The sequence below is a fragment of the Bradyrhizobium sp. WSM1253 genome (assembly GCF_000244935.1).
Classification (GTDB): Bacteria; Pseudomonadota; Alphaproteobacteria; order Rhizobiales; family Xanthobacteraceae; genus Bradyrhizobium; species Bradyrhizobium canariense.
The window spans coordinates 3,370,385-3,393,866 of record NZ_JH600073.1 but is presented as its reverse complement, the minus strand read 5'-3'; the positions used below and the strand labels follow the sequence as shown (position 1 = coordinate 3,393,866).

Genomic DNA, 23,482 nt, shown 5'->3' with positions numbered 1-23,482 from the left:
TCGGTCGTGGTATCCTTCGACTCGGCTCCCGGCAGGAGCCTGCCGCCCGTCGTAGCGAAGCCGTTGAGGCGCTGTCCAGATCAATCGTTCCCGCCATGTCATGTCGGGCTCGAGAGGTGGTTGACGGGCGACGCTTCGCTAAGGGCCGGGAGACCTGACGTGTCGAACGATCACATTCGTCCATCCTCTATTGAGGGCATCAAGCAGCTCGCCAAGCGATTCAAGAAGTCTGACGGCATTCAGCATGCTGTCGCCTTGGACAAGGCATCAAAGACGGCCGGCTTCGAAAATTATAAGCACGCACTGCGCAAGCTTGGAGACGGCCTCGCGGCCCCCAGGCCGTCGGCCGAACTGTACATCTCCGTTCTTTGGCGGGATCGAACGACCAAGGTTACGGGCTGCGAGATCCTGAAAATGCCGCTGGGCAGACCTCTGGACGCGCTTGTTAAGCCGGCGCAATACAAAGCATCGCGGGGGCTGGGTACGATGCGTCGAGAAGGTCCTGATCATCTCGCAGACACATATACCGCGTCGTCGCAGGAGGCGGCGCGGGAGGCTGCGTGCGAGGCTGCCAGAACTATTCAGTTTATTGAAGCGGCCCAATTGGTCCCGTCAAAGGCGAAACGATCTTTCCCCCGAGGACAATTCCAGCATCGGATGCCGGGCTCCGATCACGATGCAGCGTGGTTCGACCCCGCAGCGAAGATCTTCATCCGTACCAATGAGCCTTATGCCCACAGCATCACTCGCGAGCAGAAGGAATGGGCTGACCGACACGGTTGGGCGGTCGCGATTTCACCGTGGAAGGGAATGTATCGCCCTGACGGGGGGACATCGCTCTTCCTCTTGGCCGATATGTCCAAGGGGTATTTGCTGGAGCCAATTCTCTCGCGATTAGCGGAGGCACCGGCTCCCATCGTGACGTCGGCCTGGGATGGCGAGTCGAGGCCGATCGCGCCAGCTTTCGTCAGCCCTGGTCAGGCGGCGGAGATCGAGGCAAGGGCGCGCGAGGCCAAAACGGCTGGCGAGCGGCGCGGCTCCAACAACTCTGTCCCATATAGCATGTTTCTTTCGGGACCGCAGCGCCGGCCGAAGACACGCATGCCGATTGAGGGGCACAAACTGGTCGGGCGACTGCTGAAGTCGGTCCTGATCGGGACGAGAGATCGCGCAGGCGTTCACCGACGCGTCGACGCGATCCGCTGCGAGCTCGATAACTGGGTCCAGAGTGAGTATAGGCGCGACGAGCTTTCGGATGACGTGTTTTTCGATCTCTACTATCATGAGCTTCCCGAAGGGGACGTACTCGCTGCGGTACCCCCAAGCTGGGATCGGCACATTGTGAATCTTGACGACGTTAAGGCTACGCTCGTCCGATACTATCCCGAGTGCCCACCGCTGCGCCAGTTGCTGAAGAAAGCCGATTTGGCGATCGCATCTCTTCGCACTTGGAATGTCGTCCCAACACATACAGGAAGATTGGAGAGTTCGGACATCAATCGAAATCGAGGTCCCGACGATGGTGGGCGCCTCTGACCGAACAACAAGCGTCGCCTCTGGATGAATAAGCACAACGCCGGCGTTTGATCCGGCATTGTGCCTACAATCCCCTCGAGACAAGTCGTCGATCCCGCCGAGATTTCAGCATCGAGCAGCACCGCGCCCCCACTAACCCCTGACAGAAAAGCGATTGAATGCAGTCAGGCTCTGAATGCGCGGTTCAAGCTCCCGTTGATAGATCGTCTTTTGCAAGTACTCGATTTCTGCGTGTTGATCGCCGTCATCGACATCGATGTACCAGGACTTTGGTCGTCCATCGTTGCCGTCACTCCAGCGATATCCGCGCCGCTTGAGTTCATCCTTCAGCTCGAACGGTGAATGTTCGGCCCAGATCCTAATGGTCTTGCGCCGCGCGCGTTCCAGCAGAGCGGAGAGGACAGTCCGATTATGATGGGGGAGCTGCAAGGCTAGGATCTCTAGGAGCGCGAGGCAGTCATCGACGGCGCGATGAGCCTCATGAAACAGGCCCGCCTTCATCAGCAAATACGGCAGTCGTGAGCCGTCGAAGCCATGATTGCGCCATTCAATCTCATTGACCGAACACGCCCACGCTCGATCTTCAAACGACGGACAGAAACGCTCGATGAACTTGCGATCGAAAGCGGCATTGTGAGCAATGACGACAACGGCATCTGACGCAAAGGCGGCAACGCGATCCGGGTCAAGGCTGTGGCCATCGACCATTTCGTCGGTAATCCCGGTGAGAGCTGTGACCTCCGCGGGGATGGGCACCGAGGGCTGGTTGAAGCAGCTGAAGGTATCGAGAACTCGGGTGGTCCGGCCGTCCGGTAGATAGGCGAACTTGACCATTCCGAGCTCGATGATCTGATCGCTGGCGGGATTCAGGCCGGTTGTTTCGACATCCAGCAGGAGGGCAGTCTTGACTGCATCACCGTTGCTCGCAGCGAATTCTGACCGCGGAACGAGCCGGCGCAAGACGCGATAATCCGGCGATTGCTCGAGCGCTGCCGCCATTTCGGCCAGGGTCAGGGAATCGGTCATGTTCATGGCCACTAGATGAAACCGCGCTCCGTGCGCGCCTGAGTGCATTCTATCGGATGCGATCGGGCGAGGCATCGGAGCCTGTGGATAGCTCTTCGCCGGTGTACGTCTCGCACCTAACGATTGGATGGAAATAAGCCGATGCAAATGCCCATCCTTGATGGGCTCCACCGCGAGCATCGATCCAGAACGTGCGATGACCGATCGTCACTGTTGCGTAGGTGACTCTAGCGTGGTTGGGGCGACTCACGCTACCCATCATTCCCAACCACCTCACCGCAAAATGGAAATGAAATGGTTGCAGCCACGCGTGAACTGCCGGCTTTTGGTTATGCGCTTGAAGTGGACGGCCGACTCAAATCCGAATTTGCGACCAGAGACGGCGCCAAGGCAGGTGGAGAAGAGCTCAAGAGGCGGTTTCCCATGCTTCAGATCAGAATCTATGACGCGCAAACGCATGAGCGCGAGGAAATCTAGATCCGCTGGTTTAAGTTTAGCGGAGTTGCTCCGTTTGCGCTCGTGCGGCCGTTGCCGTAGCGGGCTTTCGTGAACCGAGCCGCTTCGCGTCTCGGCCATCCGGCTTCGATCCCTCGCGCAAGGACTGAGGAGCTCCTCGCCGGGGGCACTCGGGAAAGGGCCCCGCCTCGGCGAGCGCTATCACTGCCCCGTTCCCGGGTGCCGCTATTGAACCGGTCTCGTCGCTGCAATCGGACCCGCGTGCCCCTTCGGGTCGCTATGCTTCACGCTCTCCGGGTGCCTCTTTTGATTCTCTCACTCTTTCGCTTTGTCTTCGTCTCGGCCGAATTCCCCAGCATTCCCACGAGAGTTCTGAGGACACTGCCGCGCGCGCGCCGGGCAATGCGCCGGCCGGCGCCCGTGCGACGCGGGCGGCTCCTTTCCCTCAAGTGCGGGTGGGGCGGCGCTTCCGCGTGGACCCGAGGCAGCAAATCTCGAGTCTACCATGGAAGGTGACACGCGATGCACGCAACACGTTCAGTGGGAGCGAGGTCTTACTGGTTGCCCATGACGGTGAACTGGACGTCGTTCAGATAATCGCCATTTCCGCGTTGCGACCCACCCAGAACATAGAGAATATTGTTGTATTGCACTGTGGCCTGACCCCAGCGGGGCACAGCGAATTGATGTGTGTCGAACACAAACCGCCCGGTTTCCCTGTCTGGCGCCAGGGGGGCAAATTGCACGTTGTTAAAGTAGTTGCCCTGTCCGGCATTACCGCCGAGCACAACGAGCGATGGCCTCCCAGCCGCTAACGTGACAGTCATTGTATGACCGTACAGCGGCATGTTCAGTCTTGCAGCATTGGTGCGCCAAGCGTCAGGACAGCCGTCGTCCCTGATTGGAGCATATTGGACATCGCTAAAAGCGTCTTCAATTAGCAGGTCACCCCATCCTCCAACGACATAAAGTACGCCTTTGTTCACGGCTACGCTTGGAGCTGAACGGCCACCCTGAGGTGAAATGGACATAGTTTCCACTGGCCGAGCGAGCCATCGGAATTGATCTCTGCGGTCTCGATCGTATCGAAATGAACGGTATCCTTGCCAACCTCCCCGACGCCGGCTATCGCCGCGAGATAGCTCGTGCCCGACGTCGTGGCGAATATCTCCAACGCGAGATTCGAACGAGGTGTTGCGAGCTGGTTGGGACTGGTAGTCCACGAGCCAAGCATACCGTCGGGCATCACGCGGGCGTACTGAGCGTCGGCACGCGTCCCCTTATTCGAAAAGCCGCCTACGACGTAGATGAACCCCTTGTGGACAGCTACGCCCATTCCCGAGCGGGGCTCGACGAAGGGTGTTGTCTTCGCCCATGCGCCTTCGGAGATCGCACCGTCGTTCCCTAAAAGCGCAGTTTGAACATCGTTGTACAGGGTGAAGTTGCTTCCCGAAGCATACAGGCCTCCTAGGAGGTAGACCCTGTTGTTGACGAGAGCCGCGGCATGCGAGGTCCTAGGACCCTCGAACGGCGTTGTCGCCTTCCAAGTGGAAAACGTGAGTTGGTCGCCACGCGCGGCGGCCAGCGTCGCAAGCAGCGACATCACAACAATGGCGCAATATATATGCACGGCATTTCGCATGAGACTGCCTCCGACAGATCAGTTGAGCGCTTTGCTTGTAAGCACCGTTGAAAGAACCAACCGATGCTGCAATGACTTCGAGAGAAGACTTATGACGATGATCAGTCGCACTCAATGTCAGGCAGGCTCGAGCTTCCTTTCGCAAGAGCTGCATTTAGCGCCTTCTTGATTTCTGCCACGCTCCAGCCGCGTACGCCTGCTTCGCTTTGGCCGAGATAGATAGCCTTCGTTGCACCGCAAACGGTCATTTGATCAACCGCCGTTCCAGTCGGTAGCAGCTGGGTCAACAGTGCAGGATCGCCGTAGATTGGCTGGCCGCCAACCACGACCAATGCAATGTCGGCAGGAGTGGCCTTAACAACAGGGTCGAGAGCAGTTGGCTTTGTCGGATCGACGGCAACGTTGACGACGACAAAATCCGCGAAATTGTTCGGAGCAAGGCTTCCGACATGGTCTGAGATGCGCGCCATCTTCGCCGGTGTTGACGTGGCCATCTTGATAAGGTCGTCCGACTTCACGCCGTAGTGCCGCGCGGCGTAGCCCATCTCTTGGAGCATCCCGGCGCTGCCAGACGGGCTCCAATCCGGAGCGATTGCCATGTCGATGCCCGCTAGATGGGCGGCTGCGAGGTTAACCGTCGAGCCGTATAGTTCATCGTTGCTGCGTGGAGACCACACTAGCCCAACCTTACTCTCCTTCATGCCTTTGAAATCTTGGTCTCGCAGCGCCGTGCCATGTATGAGGATGAGACCTTCTCGCTCGATGGCGGACTCGATGCCGGTCTTCAGGTCCTTCTGCCGCAGGATTTCCTTGCTCAGCATGGTGTATTCGCGATGAGCCGCGGAATCAGTTGTCATTCGGCCTGCAATATTGACCCCCTAAGCCGGGGGATGATCGGCGTCCAAAATTTGCAAACGATGACGTAATTGCGGTCGGCGCTCGTGGCAGACAACCTCCGCTATCGTTGAGCCCTCGCAATCAAATGATTCGAAGGAGCTCCCATGAAGCAGTATGTCGGGCTGGACGTCTCACAGAGAGAAACCGCTGTGTGCGTTGTCAACGAGACCGGTCAAGTAATATTCGAAGGGAAAGCCAGGTCTAATCCTGGTGCCTTGACTGACCTGCTTAACAAACATGCGCCTCATGCCGAGCGTATCGGCTTCGAGACCGGTGCGATGGCAAGTTGGCTATGGCATGAACTCCGCAGGGTTGAACTTCCGGTGGTCTGCATCGACGCTCGGCATGCGCACGCAGCTTTGTCGGTCCGAATGAACAAGAGCGATCAGAATGATGCGCGAGGGCTTGCCGAACTGGTGCGGGTTGGATGGTATCGAGAGGTAAAAGTCAAAAGTGAGGAAAGCCAGAAGATCCGAGCGATCCTTGTCGCCAGATCTCGGCTAGTGTCCATGCGCCGAGACATCGAGAACCAAGTTCGCAGCTTGATCAAGGAATGTGGATTGCTGTTCCCTCGCGCGATCGGCCAACAATTCCGCAACCAGGTCAGCGAACTCTTGGGCGTCGATCATTTGCTTCTCAGCGTGATATCGCCGCTGCTCTCGATCCATGAGAACGTTTGTCAACAACAAGGTAAGTTCGACAACGAGGTCCGCCGGTTGGCAAAGCTGGACGACACGACGCGTCGCCTGATGACAGTCCCGGGGGTCGGTGTCGTGACGGCCCTAACGTTCCGCCACACGATCGATGACCCCTCGCGCTTCCGATCGGCTTCGACGGTCGGCGCCTACCTAGGCCTTACGCCGAGGCGCAGCCAATCCGGCGAAACCGACACCAACGGAAAGATATCTCGATGGGGCGACCGGCTTCTCCGAACTTACTTGTTCGAGGCCGCCACTGTCCTTCTTTATCGAACCAAAAAGTGGTCTTCCCTAAAGGCCTGGGGCATGAAGCTCGCCAAGCGGATCGGCATGAAGAAGGCAAAGGTCGCCATCGCCCGAAAGATCGCCGTGATTCTCCACTGCATCTGGGTCGATGGCACGTCGTTCGACTGGGGCCAGCCGAAGCCAATCTGATATTTGCTCGCAAGTTCCTGGTCCGGTCCGCCGGACTGGCGATGTCCCGCTGGGACGGTGGTCGTGGTGACCTCGGTCAATCGGCTGGTGGCGGTTCGCCCGCACTCCGCTGCAAACGTTGAGGCGCCCGATCCGGACATCATCATGAGGCGCTCGCGACCTCGGAAAGGACCATGACCCCAGCTACGACATCAACCCAACCCGACGAAGCCGCCAACGACGTCGATTGCCAAGCCCGCTAGGCAATCGTCTCGCCATCCGCGATCGCTCCGTCTCCGCAACCTGACCAGCTCCGACGGAGCAATCGCTACCGGCGTGTCACTCGAGAGAGGAAGAATGGTAGCTTGACAACAAACCGCAATTAAAGGGCCGATTGACAACCATGTTCTTCGGCGCAACGGCGGGATACTCGCGCCTCAGTGTCTGGTCCCCGACATTAACGTCTTCAGCCGGACACGGCTGAACACGACAAACGCGGAATGTTGAATGATGATGGAGGCCTCTCATGTTCAATCGCGAACATCTGCTGCACGACGAGCTTACGACCGAGTCGCTCGGCTGATGCAGGCAGCGTCGCTGCACGTGACGGATATGCAAATGAATTCGTCACATTGTTGCGGCGCGGGGTGGCCACGTAGAAAGTCCGCTTGCTGCCATCGGGGAAGCGTTCAAGTCCGACGCCGGTGTGAGGAGACTGATATTTGCTGTGTGCGCTTTCCAGTCAGTTGCGGGCGGTTGCACGCGGCGCCGCGTCGTCAAGATCACCGGCATCGCCTTGACTGGGTGTCGACACCCCGGCGTCCCCCCCCCGTTGTCAGGAAGGCACAGCCGCTCATCGAGAAGGTCTGGAGGCACTGCGAGGACAAAGGTTCGCGGGGCCGGACGGTTAAACTGAGGGGCAGGTTCAACGATCTCGAGATCATCACGCGGAGCAGGACCGGACGCGTCCCGATTTCGAGCCGCTGCGAGCTCGAAACTTGTCGCTCGTCTTCCTTCAAACGAGATACCCGCTCCAAAGCCGATCCGCCTTCTTGTCTTCACGCCAGGGCGAACCGTAGGCCGAGCTGCAGCTCGGCCTACCAATTTGAGTCCGCATCGATCAGAATCAAGACCGCGGTACATCAGTAGAGCGCGAGCCCTCGTGCGCAACGCGGCAGAGTTTACCTCAACTGCGGGAATCCCAAGGTCGAAAGACTTACGGTAGGATAGGCGTCCATGTTTGAACACCCCACGACCGCTCTATCGCAAGCGGTACTTGACGAGGTCTGCCAGACGCTTCCGCGCAAGGGGAGCGGCGCTGGTTTGGCCTCCGAGATCGTCGAAGCCGCAAAGACCGACGAAACAACGCCGAAGCTGCTGCGGCATATAGGGCGTAAAGCCCTGGCCCGAGCGTCGATCATGTGGCGTTGATCGGGCGAGGTGCGGAGTGAACTTCCAGGTCACAGTCTTGAAGATCCTGGTGAGTTACCCCCAAGGATTTGCCGTGATGGCGGACCTCAAGCGGGACATGGCAATCCTCGCGACCAGCGGCCCGGAATGGGCCGAGCGCACCAAACGGCTGGCCGCGCGCGTTCCCGGGCTGGACATTTTTTCGGACGGCCTCGTTGAGCGCCAAAACGGCGGTTGGAGAATCACGGTGAGAGGGCGAGTTGTGCTCGAGACCATGGAGGCGCGCCGAGGCCAAGACGAGCCGACGGAGAAGGTCCCAGTCGAAACGGCCGGGGCGGTGCCATCGGTGCCCAGCCCTCGGAACGAGCGAACCGCTGACGCGAGCGCTTCCAGCGTCGCCGCGAAGCCCGCGAACGCGCGCGAGCGCATGCATCTTGAGGAGCAGCCGCCGAGTTCTCCCAGCGGCTCAGAAAGTCAGGTCGTTGACTCGCCTGTGGCGCACACGAACAGGTCCCCTGGGTAGGGGGTGTGGGAGCGAATTGGACTATGTCCGCCAGCAGCGGCGAAGCGCATCTCCATCCGGCAGCGCGACCCGCGCGTCAAACCGAACCGGTGCCTTTGGCGTACCGTGCGGCACGAGCGCTGGTGCTGTTACGGTTGCGGAGTTCCGGATGCCCAACTGGCCCCGTCAGCGTCCAACCATGACCCCGGCCTACTGCTGATTTCGTCCAGACCAGTACTGACTTGCGATGGAATAGCTGGGGTCAGCGTTCGACGCACGGGGTGAAGTTGCTCTCCGATTCTACAATGTGACGCTTGCCAACACGCTCGACTATCTGGGATCGCTGAGGTCGTAAGAGCGGCAATGTGTGGGTGAGAGATGGGTTATTGTTCGATCTGGCATCGTCAAGCCTCGAGCAGTCCACCGGTGACGACTACAGGCGCCTGGAATGCCGCGAGTGCGGCAGGTACCGGATTACGGGTTCGGTATTGCAGATGCTGGACTCGCGACTGAGTTGAGCCATGCGACGCGTGCGATGTCGAAGGCGGAGTTCGAATCGCCGAGATAAACTCGTTCAACATGGACGACATGATCAAGGTTTTACAGACGCTGTGCGGTGATCTTCGCCGATCATGATTTGTGCATTCCAAAAAAACCGTAGCTTCGTAAGATTGGCAACAGCTCATGAAGGTTGTTAATCGTGTAGTCTGGATGCGCCGCTTGCAGGCGCGCCTCGGAAACAAATCCCCCGGTAATGGCTATACTTATCAGTCCGAGATTCCGTGCAATATCCGTTTCGATCGGCATATCGCCGATGATGAAAGTTGACGCTGGTTTCAAGTTGTTCTTCTGCATGTATAGACGAAGTCGCTCTCCTTTGCTTGTCGATTTGTATTGCGTGTCGCGGCTTTCGAACGCGAGCACATCGTCGATGCAGTCATTGATTCCAAGTCTTCTCAATTGGTAGCGCAGAGGGTCGACTATATGGTTGCTCACGATGATGGACGAAGCCCCTTCTCGGCGCGCCAACTCCAAGACTCTGCGCGCGCCCTCGCGTAGATCGGCTCTGCCCGCAAGAGCCTCATAGGCGTCGTGAAACATTGCACTCCCATCGCGATCCACCGTCGCAAGCTCGTCTCGCGATAGTCCGAGGCTGCGATAAAGAAGAGACAGCGGAACGTCGCAATGTTCCCGAAGCGTCTTCATGTCGATCGTTGTACGACCAAAGCGATCTAGAATTGCATTGGTGGTTTCGAGCAGTGCGTATGCATCATCGAGCAACGTTCCATTCCAATCGAAGACGAGAACCGGTTTCATGATCTGACCTTAAGCATAGATTCCGTGCGGGTGCCACCGTCGTTCGCCACGTATAGTAGCACCGAACTACTACGGCATGGGCATCGACACACTAGATGAGTTGAAATGCTGGCGAGAATGGAGATGATTGACGCCCGCGATCAATCGAGCAAGTTTCATTTGGACTCCTGGGCCGGCGACTGCGAGGCCGTCATGATCGTACGGGCTCTTTTCGGTGTCCCAGCAATCCACGTGCCACCAAAGCCATTTGCGAGCCCCGCTTGAAGAGGGCAAAACCATGTTCTTCGGCTCAGGCGACGGAATACTCGCGCGTTAGTGTCTGGTCTCCGACATTAACGTCTTCAGCCGGATACGGCTGAACACGACAACGCGAAATGTTGAGTATGAAGGAGGCGCCATTCGCAAGTGTTCGCGGGCGGCGCTCCATGGAGACGGGGCCTTTGCGCTGAAGACGCTCCGGTTGGCATGGGGAAGTCGGGCTTCAGCAGGCGACTGCCTGAGCAACACGCGATTTGAGGACCGCGAAGCGATCTTTCGTGGCGAGCACTCGCGGTCCTTGGCAGACTCGAGCTTCGCAGAATGCGCCTCAGGTCCGCTCATCATCCGGCTTGGGGACGCGGCCCTTGGCATCGCACTTATGTCAACGGTTACATCCAACGCACGGGCAGGGCGAAGAGGCTAAAGCCCTCGCACAATTCCCGCCAGAATATCTGCCCGCTTAAGACATTTTCGACCGTAGCAGCGCAGAAGCTGCATCGCGTGTCGCGCACGTTACGTCATCTAAAAGCGCACGTTCCTGCGACCTACGGTGATCGCGAATCGCTTCGCAAGACTAGGTGGCCGACAGTTGACGAAAGCAACAGGGGCTCAGACAGAAGAAGTTGAGCTGCTGCAAGAACACGCAAGGCTTAGAAATATGATCTAACCTGGGCATCTCCCTGCCGGGTTAACTTTGTAACTGGCCGCCCGGCAGCGCCCCTGGCAGCCTTATTGTGTTCCGGCTTGTGGACCGTGGAGGATGGTGCGCGTCAAGACTTCGACCCGTTCGGCAATTTGGCGAATTCGCCTCGCCACGTCCTCGACTGCGGTCATGTCCACCGGCTGCGTGCAGGAAATTGAGCTCATCTTCGCGTTAAGGTCCCTCAGCTCAGCCTTGCAGCGATCTAACTCCGCGTTGAGCATCGTAACTTCATTCATCGCCGTTGCCCGTATTGCCGTTGCTTCCGAGAAGATGTTTGTTCGGAGCATGCACCTGATTGCAATCTTTGTCGCGCTCGCGTGGTTCCACATGGGTAGGGCATCTCGAAAGGCACAGAACGGCCAACCCAAACACCGACCGGGTCGTTCACGCGCACAGCTGCAAATGGAGTCCCCATAGCCAATTTATATAAAGGAATGAATTTCAATGGCACGCGCATGCGTTCCTCTCAGCAAAGCCCGGGCGACCGGCCGCACTCGCAAGAATCCAAAACGATTTTCGGGCCGCAAAGAGCCAAACGGCTTGGGTCCGTTAGGCGAACCGCCGAAATGCTTAGGCAAACCGCACGAGCGCGAGGCGCGGCGAACGCTGTCTGATGACCTTCGATGGTTCAACCCGGAGCCACCGGACGCTAGTGGCAATGGCAAGTGGGCTGGTTGCGCGGCAAATCGGAGGCGAAGACGTTTGCGAAAGCTCTGAATCTTCTCAGAATGATGCTGAATTCCATTGGCGGCTCGCTGTCCGATGCATCGAAAGTAATGATGCCGGAAGTGGAAGATGCTGAAGACCCGGCCGCGAAATACTTCTAGCTCATTCTCAAGTACTCTCGCCTGAATGGGCATCTCCAAACAAGAGTGTAGAAGCCCGGCTGAACCGGACTTCCGCTGTTGTCGGTCGCTCACTTCGGATTGTGATCTGCCCATACGATCAGACGCCATCGAATGGTGCTTGTGCTGACGTATGCGCATGATTGCTTTGCGGAGGCAATGTGTGGCCTGCTGCAATTCCGATTTCGCGATGACAGCCCGTGCATCGGGCAAAGGGAGCCGCGACTCCCGGCCCTTGATCCTGATCGAAACAGTCGCTGTTAGATTGCGGTAGGTAGTTGGCGTTCTTATAGGTAGCCATTCGACTTCTGTCACTAGAGTAAAGCCGGACTTGACCTCTCGGGGCTTACCGAATCTAATGCTGTTGCTGCTAACATCAGCGTTTGGCCCGCAGTCCGCAGCGTTGCGCGGGCAATCGGGGCCGCCAGTCGCAAGCTGGCGGTTCTCCCCGATTCGTTACGAGCAGTGGAACACGTTTCCCGGCGTGCAACCGCAAATAGCGGAACCTTACGCCGGCTATTCACAGCTTCCTGTGGACAACCTCATTATTCGGAAGAGATTTCGCCGCGCACCGCACGCGCTCGGCGCATGGATTAATTATGACACCCCAACAGAAAGCCGCGCTGGCATCTAGCACTACGATGCCGGGATAAAGCAGGGAGGCGAAGTTGCCCTGTCCATCATAAGGGAGTTTCCAGACGGGTTCAGCGAAACGAAATGACGCAGAACTCGCCTCACAGGCTGGTGCTTCCCTTTCGACCGCCGTGACGGCAACTCATGAGCGCTTCCAGTTTGGAGTGGGCCTTCGCGCTGGTGTCTCGCGATATCGAGAAACCCTTTTAAAGTGCGGCTTCGGTCACTGCCGGCTTTTGCGTTGAGCGCGTCTTCATCGAGCGATCCGTCGGGGAGATGATCCGCCTCCACGGTGCGGACTGGCATTCGGCGGAGAACCGACAGCTCGAGTCATGAACGTCACCCGTCGCAAGCTCGTCGTTTCACCATCCGATTGTCTACCCGAGGTATGCTAAGTTCCATGACGGCGCCCTTGAACACATCATAACAACATCACGAGGACCGGCATGCTTCGAGCGAGGGCAGCTTGTGAAGCCAACCGGGTTGCTGGGGTGATCAGAACCAGGAATCCATCAGGTGAACAAGCTGGGAGCCCGCCGTATAAAACGCCTCCTGCGCTGCACGAAAGCGCTGGGCTTCAACGGCGGTGACCGGCAACGGCAGGTCGTTCTCCGCGATCTGCCCCAATACATACGAAGCCAAAACACTGCCAAACACAGTGCCTGGGGCGATTCCGCGGCCGTTATAGCCACTGAAACCGATGACTTGGCGGTCCAGCTTGTGAAGCCGGGGCAAGTTGTCGGAGGTCATTCCAATCATGCCAAACCAGCCGGTTTCAAACTGGACGCCCCGAAGTCCTGGAAAAAGCTTGTGCAACGATCTTTGGGCCCAAGCGCGGTGAATAGATCGCCCAATCCCCTCAAGCGCACCAACACTGCCAAACACGAGTCGCCCGGAGCGATCGAGACGAAACGAAGAGAGGACTTCTCGAGTGTCCCACACACCCTGCCGCTCAGGCAGGATCGACTTTCTCAGATCATCGGGCAGACATGGCGTGCCAAAGTTGAAATAGGGCAGTTGAATCTGTTCCTGCCGTACCTCAGACCAAAGTCCCTTGCTATAAGCGTCCGTCGCGACGACCACCCAGTCGGCCTCTACAGATCCGCTTTCGGTGCCGACTCTCCAGCGGAAACCATTCTGTTGCGCCATGACGGCCTCACTATGCGTAAATATCCTGGCTCCCATCGCAAGCGCGGCCCGCGCTAACCCTCGCACATAAGCCAATGGCTGTATGGTGCCGGCGCGCTTATCGAGCAGCGCGCCGGTGTAGTCGCCACCGCCTACTTTGCTGCGTGTTGCCTCCGCATTTAGCACCAGGACGGGCGCTCCACGCTTCTGCCACTGTTCGGCACGGGCCTCAACCTCCTCCAAGCCCTTACGTCCGACCGCACAATGCAAGGTGCCGGCACGTTCGACTTCACATTCGATGTGGTGCTTTTCGATGAGCTCGAATACCGTCTGCGGTCCGCGGCCGAGCTGTTCAAGTAACCGTTCTCCAAAAGGCGCGCGGAGCGCGGCCGGAAGCGACTCAGGCATGAGCCACATGCCCGCATTCACGAGTCCGACGTTCCGCCCGGACCCGCCGAATCCTATTTCAGACGCCTCCAAAAGCGCAACACGCGCTCCACCTTCAGCTAGATGAAGGGCCGCCGACAGCCCGGTATATCCACCGCCAATCACGACGATATCCGCTGCAATTTCATCAGTAAGTGGAGCAGTTTGTGGCGCTGGTGGCGCAGTCAGCACCCACAGTCCGTGTGATCGTCGATTGTTTCGCATCCGCCAATCCTCTTACAAGTAGCTTCTTGATCGACCCGAGCTCCAGCAGCCATCGTGAATACCGCTAAGTTCTGGCGGACCTCTCTAGTATCCAAGCGGACCTCCCTAGTATCCAACACTGACGTGCCAGCGCCACACCGGCAGGCAAATCGCAGGCCAAAAGGGCAGTTCGTCATCACCCCGAAGATCAGGCCGAGCTACTAAGTTGTTGATCTGTTGAGGGCACGCGCAGCACCCACGCGGCGGTGCGCCGGAGCTCCGACTGCGCGAACAAAGCCAAAGCCCCTCGGCGCTTGCTCTGGAACGCGCCTTTGTGCGAGACAATGGGTCCCAAAAGGGCAGCAAGGGGACCACACCGTGAGAGCCTCTCTTGATGGCGAAATTCGCGACGGCCGCCATCATATGCAGATCCGGGTCTATTTCGAAGATACCGACTCCGGCCAGATTGTTTATCACGCAAATTTCTTGCGCTTCATGGAACGCGGCAGAACGAACTACTTGCGCCTGCTCGGAACGAATCAGCAAGCATTACTCAAAGAAGCCAAGAACGATGCGCCCGGTGTTGCCTTCGTTGTGCGCTCGATGACGATCGATTTTCTAAAACCGGCGGTCTTGGATGACATTCTTGACGTCGTCACAGTCCCGCAAGAGGTGAGGGGCGCGTCGATTGCCTTGCTGCAGGAATGCAGGCGTGGCGACGATCTCCTGGTCACAGCACGTGTACGGGTAGCGTTTATCTCAGCTGGAAAGGCGCAGCGCATCCCGAAGTCGCTGCGGCTCGCTATGGAAGGGCATAGATAAATCTGCCGCCTCATTCACGCGTTTGCCTTGCAGCGCTCCACCGAAATCAAGTCATCATGGCGGCGTAAGTTAAAGCAAATGGGCTGCGGCAAACCCGGGGCGGCTCAATTGCACAGTCCAGCCGAATGAATCAGAAGCCGGCGAAGAACGAAAATAAATCGGACTTCGTCGGCCGCTTTGGTCACAGCGACCACAGCGAAACCCACGTCAAGGATGACGGGCCGATTGGCGACTGGCGCGGCTATCCCGGCGGCGCTGCCGTGGCGAACTTGCGCGATCGCATTTCGCGGCTCTTCTCAAATGGCGGCACCGTCTCCATTGCCCCATGCTCCATCTGGCTGACGGCAGCGAGGCGGATGGTTTCCGGGCTGCGCGCCAACGCTCGGTGCTCTTGCCACTCCGGATAAAAAATCATGTAAGAGGGCGGAACCGAGCGCGATCATTTTCGACGAGATGGTCAAGACGGTCCAGGAGCCGGCCCAATCGAAGGCGGCCGGCGGCCTCGTCCTTGGGTCTGAAAACATCAAAGGCACGTTTGTCGGATTCATTAGAAGGTACAATCTTTATGTTGTTTTCTGGAATGCGGATCAGCACGATCGAGCGATCGTCATTCACCGTCGCTCAAAGAGGATGGATATCGTCGCGGAAATGCCGCTTACGTTCGAGACCGCGCATCGGCTAGCGCTCTTCATGCCGCGTGCCGTGCCGACAACCACATTGCGCCGGATGCGCCGCCAATCGAATGAAGGGCCGCGCGGCGATTTTCGAAGTTGGTCCGGGCCTCCAATAGGCAAAACTGTTTCGTGGGGCGCCCACTTTATGTCAGCGAGTGCCATGATATCAGAATGGCAACCGGTGGTCTGTGGGCTGCCATACCTTACTTCACCGCTTGAACGCGCGAGGATAGTGCCGTGGCTAATGACGTAGAGCTTCTGATCTCGTATTTCGCGCTTTCGGGGCACGTTTACCCGCTGGGGGCCTGCTGAGGTCACTCCATTCCAATTCAAAGGCAGGGTCGAAGGGGCAGCGCGCGCGGGGCTCAACGGGTTCGGTCTTCACTACGAAGACACGATGGTCGCGCAAAGCAAGATTGGTTTTGCGGAAATGAGACGCATTCTTCAAGACAATGGCATCAAATATCTGAAGATTGAATTTCTGCTCGATTGGTACAGGACTGACGAGAAGCGAATGGAATCCGACAAATTCCGTCAGCAAACTGCTCGATGTCTCCGCCGAACTTGGAATGCGGGATATCAAGGTGGGCCCGGGATTCCAAGAAACGCATGCCGATGTGGCGCTCCGCCCATGGTGGCCTCCGTAAGGGGACACTTGGGAATGATCTGCAACGCAGAACCTAACGCAGCGTCCGGTTCACGCATTTCTTTCGGCACGAATGTTGTGACGCAGCTACAGCAATTCGCGCGCACGTTGTTAAGACGCATGAGGCTCGGGGCACTCAAGACATGAGAGTAGAAATGAAGAACTTCTTGCTTACGACTGTGAGCATTGTGGCGCTTGGCGCAATTGCGTCCGCATCCGGTGCAGACCTGGCTGCGCAGCCCGTCCAACCTCTCTACTCCAAAGCTCCGCCGCCTGTCGCGGCTGCAATTTACGACTGGAGCGGCCTCTACGTCGGTGTGAACGGCGGCTTGGGCTCAAGCTCGAATTGCTGGGACTACAATGGTCGCACCCCTGAGGGCTGTCATGATGCCACCGGCATTACCGTCGGCGGGCAGATCGGCTATCGATGGCAGATCGGCCAGATCGTGCTGGGCGTTGAAGGTCAGGGGAACTGGGCTGATCTGAGCGGATCCAACGTCAGCATTGCGTTCGGCGATGTCGACCAGAGCAAGATTGGTGCGTTCGGTACGATGACTGGGCAGATCGGTTATGCGCTCGACACCGTACTGTTTTACGCCAAGGGCGGCGTCGCAGTGGCGAGCAACACGTATCTAGTCAACTCCGCAGTCACGGGCGCGCAGTTCGCGGGCGCTGATAGCAGCCCTTGGGGTGCTACTGTGGGCGCCGGGATCGAAGTCGGTTTCGCGCCGAACTGGTCGGTAAGCGTCGAGTACGACCACTTGTTCATGCGGGATGCCGACGTGAACTTTGTCGTGGCTGCTGGTTCGCTGGGCGGCGACCGCATCCGCCAGGATTTCGATCTTGTGACTGCGCGGCTCAACTATAAGTTCGGCGGCCCGATTCTGCTCAAATATTGATCTGAAGTCGGACTGGTGAATCGAAGGCCCCGGCTAGACCGGGGCCTTTCAGGCATCGCGCGTGCGACGCGACTGGCGGGTGACCGGAAGTCAGGAACAGTTAGCGAAACCGCGGCGAGTTCATCTTCTGAGCTGAAGTTCTAAGTCGATAAAGGACGGCGAGCATGTTCGTTTCATTCTTCCCTCGACCAAAGTTGTTCTTTGCGTCGTCAATTCTTTGGACGGCGTTGGCGATGGCGTTTTGGTATGTATTTGCCGGCAATCTCTTTCCAGCCCCGGAGAAGCCGGTCGGGATTGCGACGTTCTGGTCGGCCTCGGCGCTGTGGTTTGATCTCTATTTTGCGCTGACCGTTACGGCGTTCGCGGCGGCATGGATGTTATTTGCCCCGCATCCCTGGGCGACGTGGTCCATTCTTGGTTCGGCGTTGATCCTGTTCACCTCTTACTTTCAGGTCCAGGTCTCGGTCGCGATCAACAGCTGGTATGGACCGTTCTATGACATGATCCAGGCTGCGCTTTCGAAGTCGGCGCCGGTCACGGTCGAGCAGTTCTACAGCGAGTTGTCGACCTTTGCCGGCATAGGCGCTCGTGGCCGTCGTGGTCGGCGTGATGACGCGATTCTTCGTCAGCCACTACATCTTCCGCTGGCGCACGGCGATGAACGATTTTTATGTCGCCAACTGGCCGCGGCTGCGCACGATCGAAGGCGCCTCCCAGCGGATTCAGGAAGACACCATGCGCTTTGCCAGCACCATGGAAGGTCTAGGCGTCAATCTCATCAGCGCGGTGCTGACACTGGTGGCCTTCCTGCCGGTTCTGGTGAGGTTGTCCAGTAACGTCACCGAGCTGCCTCTGTTCGGCTCGATTTCCTATCCGCTGGTGTTCGCCGCGGTCATCTGGTCGATCCTGGGCACCGGCGTTCTCGCGCTTATTGGCATCCGCCTGCCCGGAATTGAATTTTTCAACCAACGGGTCGAAGCGGCCTATCGCAAGGAGCTCGTGCTCGGCGAGGATGATACGGCGCGTGCCAATGCGCCGACATTGAGCGTACTGTTTAGAGACATTCGCAGGAATTACTTCCGGCTCTATCTGAACTTCATGTACTTCAATATCGGCCGGATCGTCTATCTGCAGACTGACGTCATCTTTCCTTATCTGCTGCTTGCGCCCACAATCATCGCGGGCAGGATCACCCTCGGCGCGATGAACCAGATCCTCAACGCGTTCAAGCAAGTGCGAACCTCGTTTCAGTATCTCGTCAACTCCTGGAGCACGATCGTCGAACTGATCTCGATTTATCAGCGCCTGCGGAGCTTTGAGGCAAAGATCCACGGTGGGCTACTGCCGTCGATCGAGATAAGGAAGCAAGCCACATGATTCCTATAGCTGTAGGGTGTTGACGGACACCTGACCTTCCGTTCCGCGTCAATCGGTCGCAACGCTGCTGAATTGCTTAAGTTGTGAGAAGGGGCACTCGAGAGAATGGCGCTCGGCGTGGAGGAACTTAGCAGCTGCATATCGGAACCCCCGTGACGTGTTGTTGTGGATGACGGCTAGCGCGCTGTTGCAGCGCGCGGACTGAGGCAAAGGGGCGGCGGATGGCTGTAGGGGCCATTACAGCCGCCGCGGGTAAGCTACAAAGCAGCCGCGTCGCGTTCGACCTCCGGTCGACCCAGCGGGTTCATGACACCGAAGACTTGCTCCGAGAAAACAGCCATGAATCTGATTTTCTCCTGGAAATGGGTTCTCAGAGTCCACACCGCCTAGTTCTACAAATAAGTACCACCGTGTCGTAAGTTCGACAGTGTGAGTCAGACACGCCTCAACGGTGTTGTCCCGCGAGCAATCATAATTGTGTCACACATGGCACCGGACAGTGACTGACTAGCCAGGACGACCATGCGGGATGCTTCAAACTTGATCCGCTCCATGGAATACGGTGCTAAACAGGGGGGTAGGCATTATGTGGGGCGGCGAGCCCTGGTGACCGCCGGATGTGTTGGTGTCCATTCTGGTTCTGGCGGAACGGTAATCGAGCCCAGTGGCACCCAAGCACGTTCTAGCGTCACTGGATCGCGCAGCTGGGCGAAAGTTTCGGTGCGAATATCGAGCCACTCGAACCAGCGATCCTGGACGGCGACAAGCTGGGCTGGCCGGAGCACGCCGAAATTATCTCGAAGAGAAATTCTTATCACCGTAAGCTCAACTGTGAACCGTGCCAGAAGAGTTCAAGATGATGTTGCGTCGTGTTTCAACTACCAGAACCGGGATTTGACAACTCTGAGCCTGCGGACCAATCCGTTTCCGCCGAGCCGGAGCTCTGGCCGTGAACATGACCGCCAGATTGAGCAGCGTGGATTCACAAGCGTGGCTCGCCGACTATAGCAACCGCGCCGCACATCCGGCTCAAAAGGCGCGACGAGCTCCTAAGCTGGAATTGGCGCGATCGGAACAAGCAATCCACTAAGGCTGCCCAATTCACGGCTCGGCGATCCTCACCAAATGCTTTACGAACTTTTGTTGATAGCGTCAGCAAGCGTCGACTTGAAAACCAAAGGACCTATCCGCAGGATGCTTTCTTAAGCCGTCATGCATCCAGAATGAGCGGAGCACGAACTGTCACATTACCGAAACCTAGCTCTTGTACTAAGGCTCGGCCGTCTCCCTTATTCCTCCCGCTCCCTGGAGCGAAGAAGGTTTATTCCGCACGGCTTTCCGGGGGCCACCGGCCAGGCGGGCCGGAGCCGAGGTCGGCCAGATCTCCGTTGTTTTTGGATTAGCGCCATGACACCGAAAACCAAACTATGCGCTTTGTTGCGAGGTGTTCTGGACGATGCGATCGGGATGGTGCCCGAAGCAAACCGGACGTCTTCGTTGAAGGCGTGCCTCGCCGAAAAGGTATTAGCTCTGGCCGCAAAAGGTCACTTGGATCCAACTGTCTTGACGCGTCTCGCGCTACGGAGTCTGCAGGAATCCTGTTGTGGTTGCTACGGGTGCGAACTGCAGAACCCCTTCGAGGTGTGAAGGACCGAGAATGAACTCCAAACCTATTCCCCGCGCTCTGGCGTGGCTGACCGCCTGGGTTTCGGCGGGTTGCAAGGCGACGCGAGATTAGAGGTCTGCCCGGCCATGGAGCTTGCGCCCGGCAGCGATGCCATCTGAGCGCGAGGGTTATGGCGTCCTGGCCGGAGAAACTCGGGTCAGTCCTGCTGTGGATGCCGCCTTGCTTCATCATGAGGTCGCCCGTGTCCGCGGCTTTCACTGACGTCATTGCGCCCCGCCCGCGGCACAGATGGATTTCTCCTCTGTCCGCATCGGCGCTTGGCGCGCGATATCGGCGATGTCGGAGGGCAGGCTGCTCGCCTGCTCGGTTGCCGCTAGTAGCCGAAGCGGGCGATGCCGAGTGATCCGAAAGATCGGACGGGCCGGTGAGATGTTGGAAAGCCGAGCTGCCTATCGTCCGGGTTCGCGAAGACGCGGATGAGTCGATCTATTATGTCCTCAACGCTTGCAGGCGGACTCTTGCCGTGGCCGCCTCAGCGGAGGCAGCTGTGTTCGACGATCTCGTCTGCCTCGATTGCGACGGCGATGCGCCGCTTACCCTGGCAAGGCGGCAGCCGCAAGCCAAGCAGTATCATTCCCGCGGCATCGACGCAGGTTCCGAGCTCGTCGCCCTTGCGACTACCCCTCTCCACGATTACGGCTGACTTTCGGTGTCGAGTGTGCTCAGCGCTGAGCCGGCGGTTCCCCGCGAAGTGCTGAGCTTGCCGTCCGGAGAAGGAGGGGTCGCAGGCCAGCGAAAGGGGCCGGGATCGCGCAGGCGGCGCTTGAATCTCACGTCGGAATTGCCTGAATGGCCGGGCTCTGAGCGGGCCATGCTTCCCTTCAAATGGCCCCGGCTAGGCCGGGGCCATCGACGCAACTAGGGATCAATATTTCAGGAGAATCGGACCGCCAAACTTATAGTTGACCCGTACCGTGATAAGGTCGAGATCCTCGCGGATGCGATCGGCCCCACCAATGTTCCCGCTGAATTTCACCGTGCGGGGTTGGAAGAACAGGTGGTCGTACTCGAAGCCCACCGTCCAGTTCGGTGCGATGCCGTGCTCGAATCCGACCCCCAACACACCGCCCCAAAGAACGTCACTTTTCCTAGCGGCTCCTGCCACGGTCGAGCTGATCTGATGGATGTTGCTCGTGACTGCGGCGCCGCCTTTGCCGTAAAGTACGTTATTCCCAAAGGCATAACCAATCTGCCCCGTCATGAGACCGAACGCGTCAATCTTAGTCTGGTTGGTAGTATCGGAAAACGCGATGCTTTGATTGGACCCGGTCAAATCAGCCCAGTTGCCCTGGCCCTCAACACCCAGCACGATCTGGCCCATCTGCCATCGATAGCCGATCTGGAGGCCCACGCTACCGCCTGTCGGATGATGACAGCCCTCGGGCGTGCTGCCAAGGTACTCCCAACAACTCTCGCCTGAGCTCAGACCACCGTTCACGCCGAAATAGTAAGCACTCCAATCGTAGATTGCAGCCGCGACAGGTCCTGGAGCGGTGGTGTAGAGAGGCCTGATGGGTTGCGCAGGCAGATCAGCACTGAATGCGGGGGCCACCGCAGCAAGCGCCACCGTACTGACTGTCATAAGCAACAAGTTCTTCATTTCTATTTCCATGTCTTGAGTGCCCCCGAGCCGGCTGCGTCTTAACAACGTGCACGCAAATTGCTGTAACTGCATCGCAACATTGGCGCTGGAAGAAATGCGTGAATCAAACGCCGCGTCAGGTTGCGGCGTTGCACATATCTCCAACTCCTTGACATGCCCCTTCGCTTGCGAGCGTAGATCAGCGCGGTGTCCTGCCTCTTGCGCACCCGACAGCTTGACGGCATCGCTCCACGTCGCGACGTAGTAGCGTGGTAGGTCGACGGGGCGCCCGGTAAGTGCGTGTTCCAGCCGTTCGTGATCACGGAGTCCAAGCCATCGTGATCGCCCATTCCAGAGCATCGTGATCACCGTTTCCAGCCGATCGTGATCGCTATTTCAGCGATTGCGATCGGGGGGAACCAGGAGGCGCGCACCGCTGACAGTCTGCAACCCAGCTACCTTGGTCTTTTGCCTAACTCCGACTGCTTCAGCTATGCGAACGCTACAAGCAATGGGCCGGCCCCCTCAAGCCCATCCTGTCCCCAGGTCCATGTCGCCGGCGAGAAGCTGTTCGTCGACTATTCCGGCCAGGCCATGGAGCTGGGTTGACGGAGTACGATACACGCCAGTCCTGCTCCGGCTCCGCGGACGAAACCGTCAAAGCAGGAGCGATCGGTTGGGCTTTCGGTCAGGGGCGGCGCCGACGGAGCAACGAACCCGGAAACTCTCACGCAAATAACCGCACACGTTCTTAATGTGGGTCAGTGGTGTGAGGTCCGCGATAGGATCTCCCGAAATCAGGCTCATAAGTGCCGCGGTTTCGCCCATGGCACAAGTACGGGTCTAATTAGGTTGTGGGCGCGTCCGCTCCGCGGACGGGGCTCTATGAGCCAGCTTGCCGAGCCATGCTGTCTCGGCCCTTCGGATCACGATGCCTCGCGCAAGCCATAAAGTGCTCCTCGCCGGGGGCACTCGGAAAACGGGCTCGCCTGTGGCGAGCGTTATCACGGCCCCGTTCCCGCGTACCGCTCAAACACCGGTGTTGTCGCTGCACTCGTCCCGCATGCCCCTTCGGGCCGCTATGCTCGCGGCCGGGCTGACATTTCTCTCGAGGCGAGCTAGGTGAACACTGAAGCTGATCCCGAAGGCGCTGCGGCTCGCCATGAAAGGGACGTAGAAAAATCTGCGCTTGTTCACGCTATCGCCCTCCAGCGCCCCAACGAAATCAAGAACTTGGCATTCTGTTGCGATATCGTCAAACCAGAGTTTTCCGGCATCGTCTATCACGCCAACTATTTGCGCTTCATGGAGCGCGGACGGACCAATCATCTGCGGCTGATGGGCGCCGAGCAGCAGGCATTGTTCGAGCAGGCCGAGGCGGAAGACACAAGCTTCGCCTTCGTGGTGCGCTCGATGCATCTGGATTTCCTCAAGCCTGCCCGGATGGACGACGTGCTCGATGTCGTGACTTGGCCGGTCGCGGTAAAGGGCGCCTCGATCATGCTGGCGCAGGAGGTGCGGCGCGGGGAAAACGTGCTGGTCAAAGCCGAGGTACGCGTCGCCTTCATCAGCGGCGGCCGCGCCCAGCCGATCCCGAAATCGATCCGCGCCTTGATGAAGGCTGATCTGATTTCGTGATCGGGCGATAGCGGGCGGCCCCTCGACTCCCCCGCGCGCGGCGATAGATTGCACTCCCGCCA

At 58.4% G+C, this 23,482-nt stretch carries 20 protein-coding genes and 1 pseudogene; 12 read left to right on the top strand and 9 right to left on the bottom strand.

Annotation, left to right across the window (positions count from 1 at the left end; translation table 11 throughout):
- Positions 1-159 precede the first annotated feature (159 nt).
- Positions 160-1,536, top strand: a complete 1,377-nt coding sequence (locus BRA1253DRAFT_RS17485; RefSeq protein ID WP_245285939.1) for a DUF5623 domain-containing protein — start codon at positions 160-162, stop codon at positions 1,534-1,536.
- Between the two features lie 132 nt (positions 1,537-1,668).
- On the opposite strand, the gene BRA1253DRAFT_RS17480 is transcribed toward BRA1253DRAFT_RS17485, so the two are convergent.
- Positions 1,669-2,562 (bottom strand): 3'-5' exonuclease, encoded by an 894-nt coding sequence (locus tag BRA1253DRAFT_RS17480; RefSeq protein WP_035995256.1) that lies wholly within the window; start codon positions 2,560-2,562, stop codon positions 1,669-1,671.
- 294 nt (positions 2,563-2,856) lie between these two features.
- Here BRA1253DRAFT_RS17480 and BRA1253DRAFT_RS17475 point away from each other — a divergent pair, with 294 nt between their 5' ends.
- On the top strand, positions 2,857-3,039 hold the full coding sequence (locus BRA1253DRAFT_RS17475) for a hypothetical protein (protein WP_007596429.1): 183 nt from the start codon (positions 2,857-2,859) through the stop codon (positions 3,037-3,039).
- Positions 3,040-3,572: 533 nt separating this feature from the next.
- Here the strand turns inward: BRA1253DRAFT_RS17475 and BRA1253DRAFT_RS17470 are convergent.
- The 3 genes from BRA1253DRAFT_RS17470 to BRA1253DRAFT_RS17460 all read right to left on the bottom strand — a co-directional run bounded on the left by BRA1253DRAFT_RS17470 (position 3,573) and on the right by BRA1253DRAFT_RS17460 (position 5,517).
- A complete protein-coding gene (locus tag BRA1253DRAFT_RS17470) occupies positions 3,573-4,004 on the bottom strand; it encodes a hypothetical protein (RefSeq protein WP_035993561.1) in 432 nt (143 codons plus the stop codon).
- 2 nt (positions 4,005-4,006) lie between these two features.
- Complete coding sequence (locus tag BRA1253DRAFT_RS17465) at positions 4,007-4,660, bottom strand: hypothetical protein (protein ID WP_007596427.1); 654 nt, start codon at positions 4,658-4,660, stop codon at positions 4,007-4,009.
- A gap of 101 nt (positions 4,661-4,761) precedes the next feature.
- Positions 4,762-5,517 carry an amidohydrolase family protein gene (locus BRA1253DRAFT_RS17460; RefSeq protein ID WP_083869870.1) on the bottom strand — a complete coding sequence of 252 codons (756 nt, stop codon included), beginning with the start codon at positions 5,515-5,517 and terminating at the stop codon, positions 4,762-4,764.
- Between the two features lie 144 nt (positions 5,518-5,661).
- Here BRA1253DRAFT_RS17460 and BRA1253DRAFT_RS17455 point away from each other — a divergent pair, with 144 nt between their 5' ends.
- From BRA1253DRAFT_RS17455 to BRA1253DRAFT_RS17445, 4 genes are all read left to right on the top strand, one after another.
- Positions 5,662-6,690: an IS110 family transposase gene (locus BRA1253DRAFT_RS17455; protein ID WP_007596425.1), complete on the top strand. Its 1,029-nt coding sequence runs from the start codon at positions 5,662-5,664 to the stop codon at positions 6,688-6,690.
- A 486-nt stretch (positions 6,691-7,176) separates the two neighbouring features.
- A complete protein-coding gene (locus BRA1253DRAFT_RS46225) occupies positions 7,177-7,818 on the top strand; it encodes a hypothetical protein (protein WP_371261323.1) in 642 nt (213 codons plus the stop codon).
- Between the two features lie 87 nt (positions 7,819-7,905).
- Entirely contained in the window at positions 7,906-8,100 is a 195-nt protein-coding gene (locus BRA1253DRAFT_RS17450) for a hypothetical protein (RefSeq protein WP_007596423.1), read from the top strand.
- Between the two features lie 16 nt (positions 8,101-8,116).
- Complete coding sequence (locus BRA1253DRAFT_RS17445) at positions 8,117-8,602, top strand: hypothetical protein (RefSeq protein ID WP_007596421.1); 486 nt, start codon at positions 8,117-8,119, stop codon at positions 8,600-8,602.
- A gap of 609 nt (positions 8,603-9,211) precedes the next feature.
- Here the strand turns inward: BRA1253DRAFT_RS17445 and BRA1253DRAFT_RS17440 are convergent.
- Positions 9,212-9,898 carry an HAD family hydrolase gene (locus BRA1253DRAFT_RS17440; RefSeq protein ID WP_007596419.1) on the bottom strand — a complete coding sequence of 229 codons (687 nt, stop codon included), beginning with the start codon at positions 9,896-9,898 and terminating at the stop codon, positions 9,212-9,214.
- 1,626 nt (positions 9,899-11,524) lie between these two features.
- On the opposite strand from BRA1253DRAFT_RS17440, the gene BRA1253DRAFT_RS43635 reads away from it, so the two are divergent.
- Complete coding sequence (locus BRA1253DRAFT_RS43635) at positions 11,525-11,686, top strand: hypothetical protein (RefSeq protein WP_157158605.1); 162 nt, start codon at positions 11,525-11,527, stop codon at positions 11,684-11,686.
- Between the two features lie 1,146 nt (positions 11,687-12,832).
- Here BRA1253DRAFT_RS43635 and BRA1253DRAFT_RS17430 read toward each other — a convergent pair.
- A complete protein-coding gene (locus BRA1253DRAFT_RS17430; RefSeq protein WP_007596417.1) occupies positions 12,833-14,116 on the bottom strand; it encodes an FAD-binding oxidoreductase in 1,284 nt (427 codons plus the stop codon).
- 357 nt (positions 14,117-14,473) lie between these two features.
- Here BRA1253DRAFT_RS17430 and ybgC point away from each other — a divergent pair, with 357 nt between their 5' ends.
- Entirely contained in the window at positions 14,474-14,917 is a 444-nt protein-coding gene (gene ybgC, locus BRA1253DRAFT_RS17425) for a tol-pal system-associated acyl-CoA thioesterase (RefSeq protein WP_007596415.1), read from the top strand.
- A 125-nt stretch (positions 14,918-15,042) separates the two neighbouring features.
- Positions 15,043-15,324, top strand: a complete 282-nt coding sequence (locus BRA1253DRAFT_RS17420; RefSeq protein WP_007596414.1) for a hypothetical protein — start codon at positions 15,043-15,045, stop codon at positions 15,322-15,324.
- A 4-nt stretch (positions 15,325-15,328) separates the two neighbouring features.
- Here BRA1253DRAFT_RS17420 and BRA1253DRAFT_RS43630 read toward each other — a convergent pair whose 3' ends face one another.
- On the bottom strand, positions 15,329-15,532 hold the full coding sequence (locus BRA1253DRAFT_RS43630) for a hypothetical protein (RefSeq protein WP_157158604.1): 204 nt from the start codon (positions 15,530-15,532) through the stop codon (positions 15,329-15,331).
- An 860-nt stretch (positions 15,533-16,392) separates the two neighbouring features.
- On the opposite strand from BRA1253DRAFT_RS43630, the gene BRA1253DRAFT_RS17410 reads away from it, so the two are divergent.
- Positions 16,393-17,136 (top strand): outer membrane protein, encoded by a 744-nt coding sequence (locus BRA1253DRAFT_RS17410; protein WP_035993548.1) that lies wholly within the window; start codon positions 16,393-16,395, stop codon positions 17,134-17,136.
- A 164-nt stretch (positions 17,137-17,300) separates the two neighbouring features.
- Positions 17,301-18,513, top strand: a pseudogene (sbmA, locus tag BRA1253DRAFT_RS17405) (peptide antibiotic transporter SbmA).
- Between the two features lie 2,159 nt (positions 18,514-20,672).
- On the opposite strand, the gene BRA1253DRAFT_RS46220 reads toward sbmA, so the two are convergent.
- Both BRA1253DRAFT_RS46220 and BRA1253DRAFT_RS17395 read right to left on the bottom strand, forming a co-directional pair.
- Positions 20,673-20,774, bottom strand: coding sequence for a hypothetical protein (locus BRA1253DRAFT_RS46220; protein WP_369126693.1), 102 nt, complete (start codon positions 20,772-20,774; stop codon positions 20,673-20,675).
- Between the two features lie 291 nt (positions 20,775-21,065).
- A complete protein-coding gene (locus BRA1253DRAFT_RS17395) occupies positions 21,066-21,800 on the bottom strand; it encodes an outer membrane protein (protein WP_007596410.1) in 735 nt (244 codons plus the stop codon).
- 1,215 nt (positions 21,801-23,015) lie between these two features.
- Between BRA1253DRAFT_RS17395 and BRA1253DRAFT_RS17385 the strand changes: the two genes are divergently transcribed.
- Positions 23,016-23,420 (top strand): YbgC/FadM family acyl-CoA thioesterase, encoded by a 405-nt coding sequence (locus BRA1253DRAFT_RS17385; protein WP_245285938.1) that lies wholly within the window; start codon positions 23,016-23,018, stop codon positions 23,418-23,420.
- The last annotated feature ends 62 nt before the right edge of the window (positions 23,421-23,482 follow it).

Coding starts and splice junctions, on each gene's coding strand:
- BRA1253DRAFT_RS17480 (WP_035995256.1), bottom strand. CDS start 2,562: ATGACCGATTCCCTGACCCTGGCCGAAATGGCGGCAGCGCTCGAGCAA.
- BRA1253DRAFT_RS17475 (WP_007596429.1), top strand. CDS start 2,857: ATGGTTGCAGCCACGCGTGAACTGCCGGCTTTTGGTTATGCGCTTGAA.
- BRA1253DRAFT_RS17465 (WP_007596427.1), bottom strand. CDS start 4,660: ATGCGAAATGCCGTGCATATATATTGCGCCATTGTTGTGATGTCGCTG.
- BRA1253DRAFT_RS17460 (WP_083869870.1), bottom strand. CDS start 5,517: ATGACAACTGATTCCGCGGCTCATCGCGAATACACCATGCTGAGCAAG.
- BRA1253DRAFT_RS17455 (WP_007596425.1), top strand. CDS start 5,662: ATGAAGCAGTATGTCGGGCTGGACGTCTCACAGAGAGAAACCGCTGTG.
- BRA1253DRAFT_RS46225 (WP_371261323.1), top strand. CDS start 7,177: ATGATGATGGAGGCCTCTCATGTTCAATCGCGAACATCTGCTGCACGA.
- BRA1253DRAFT_RS17450 (WP_007596423.1), top strand. CDS start 7,906: ATGTTTGAACACCCCACGACCGCTCTATCGCAAGCGGTACTTGACGAG.
- BRA1253DRAFT_RS17440 (WP_007596419.1), bottom strand. CDS start 9,898: ATGAAACCGGTTCTCGTCTTCGATTGGAATGGAACGTTGCTCGATGAT.
- BRA1253DRAFT_RS17430 (WP_007596417.1), bottom strand. CDS start 14,116: ATGCGAAACAATCGACGATCACACGGACTGTGGGTGCTGACTGCGCCA.
- BRA1253DRAFT_RS17420 (WP_007596414.1), top strand. CDS start 15,043: ATGAATCAGAAGCCGGCGAAGAACGAAAATAAATCGGACTTCGTCGGC.
- BRA1253DRAFT_RS17410 (WP_035993548.1), top strand. CDS start 16,393: ATGAAGAACTTCTTGCTTACGACTGTGAGCATTGTGGCGCTTGGCGCA.
- BRA1253DRAFT_RS46220 (WP_369126693.1), bottom strand. CDS start 20,774: ATGATACTGCTTGGCTTGCGGCTGCCGCCTTGCCAGGGTAAGCGGCGC.
- BRA1253DRAFT_RS17395 (WP_007596410.1), bottom strand. CDS start 21,800: ATGAAGAACTTGTTGCTTATGACAGTCAGTACGGTGGCGCTTGCTGCG.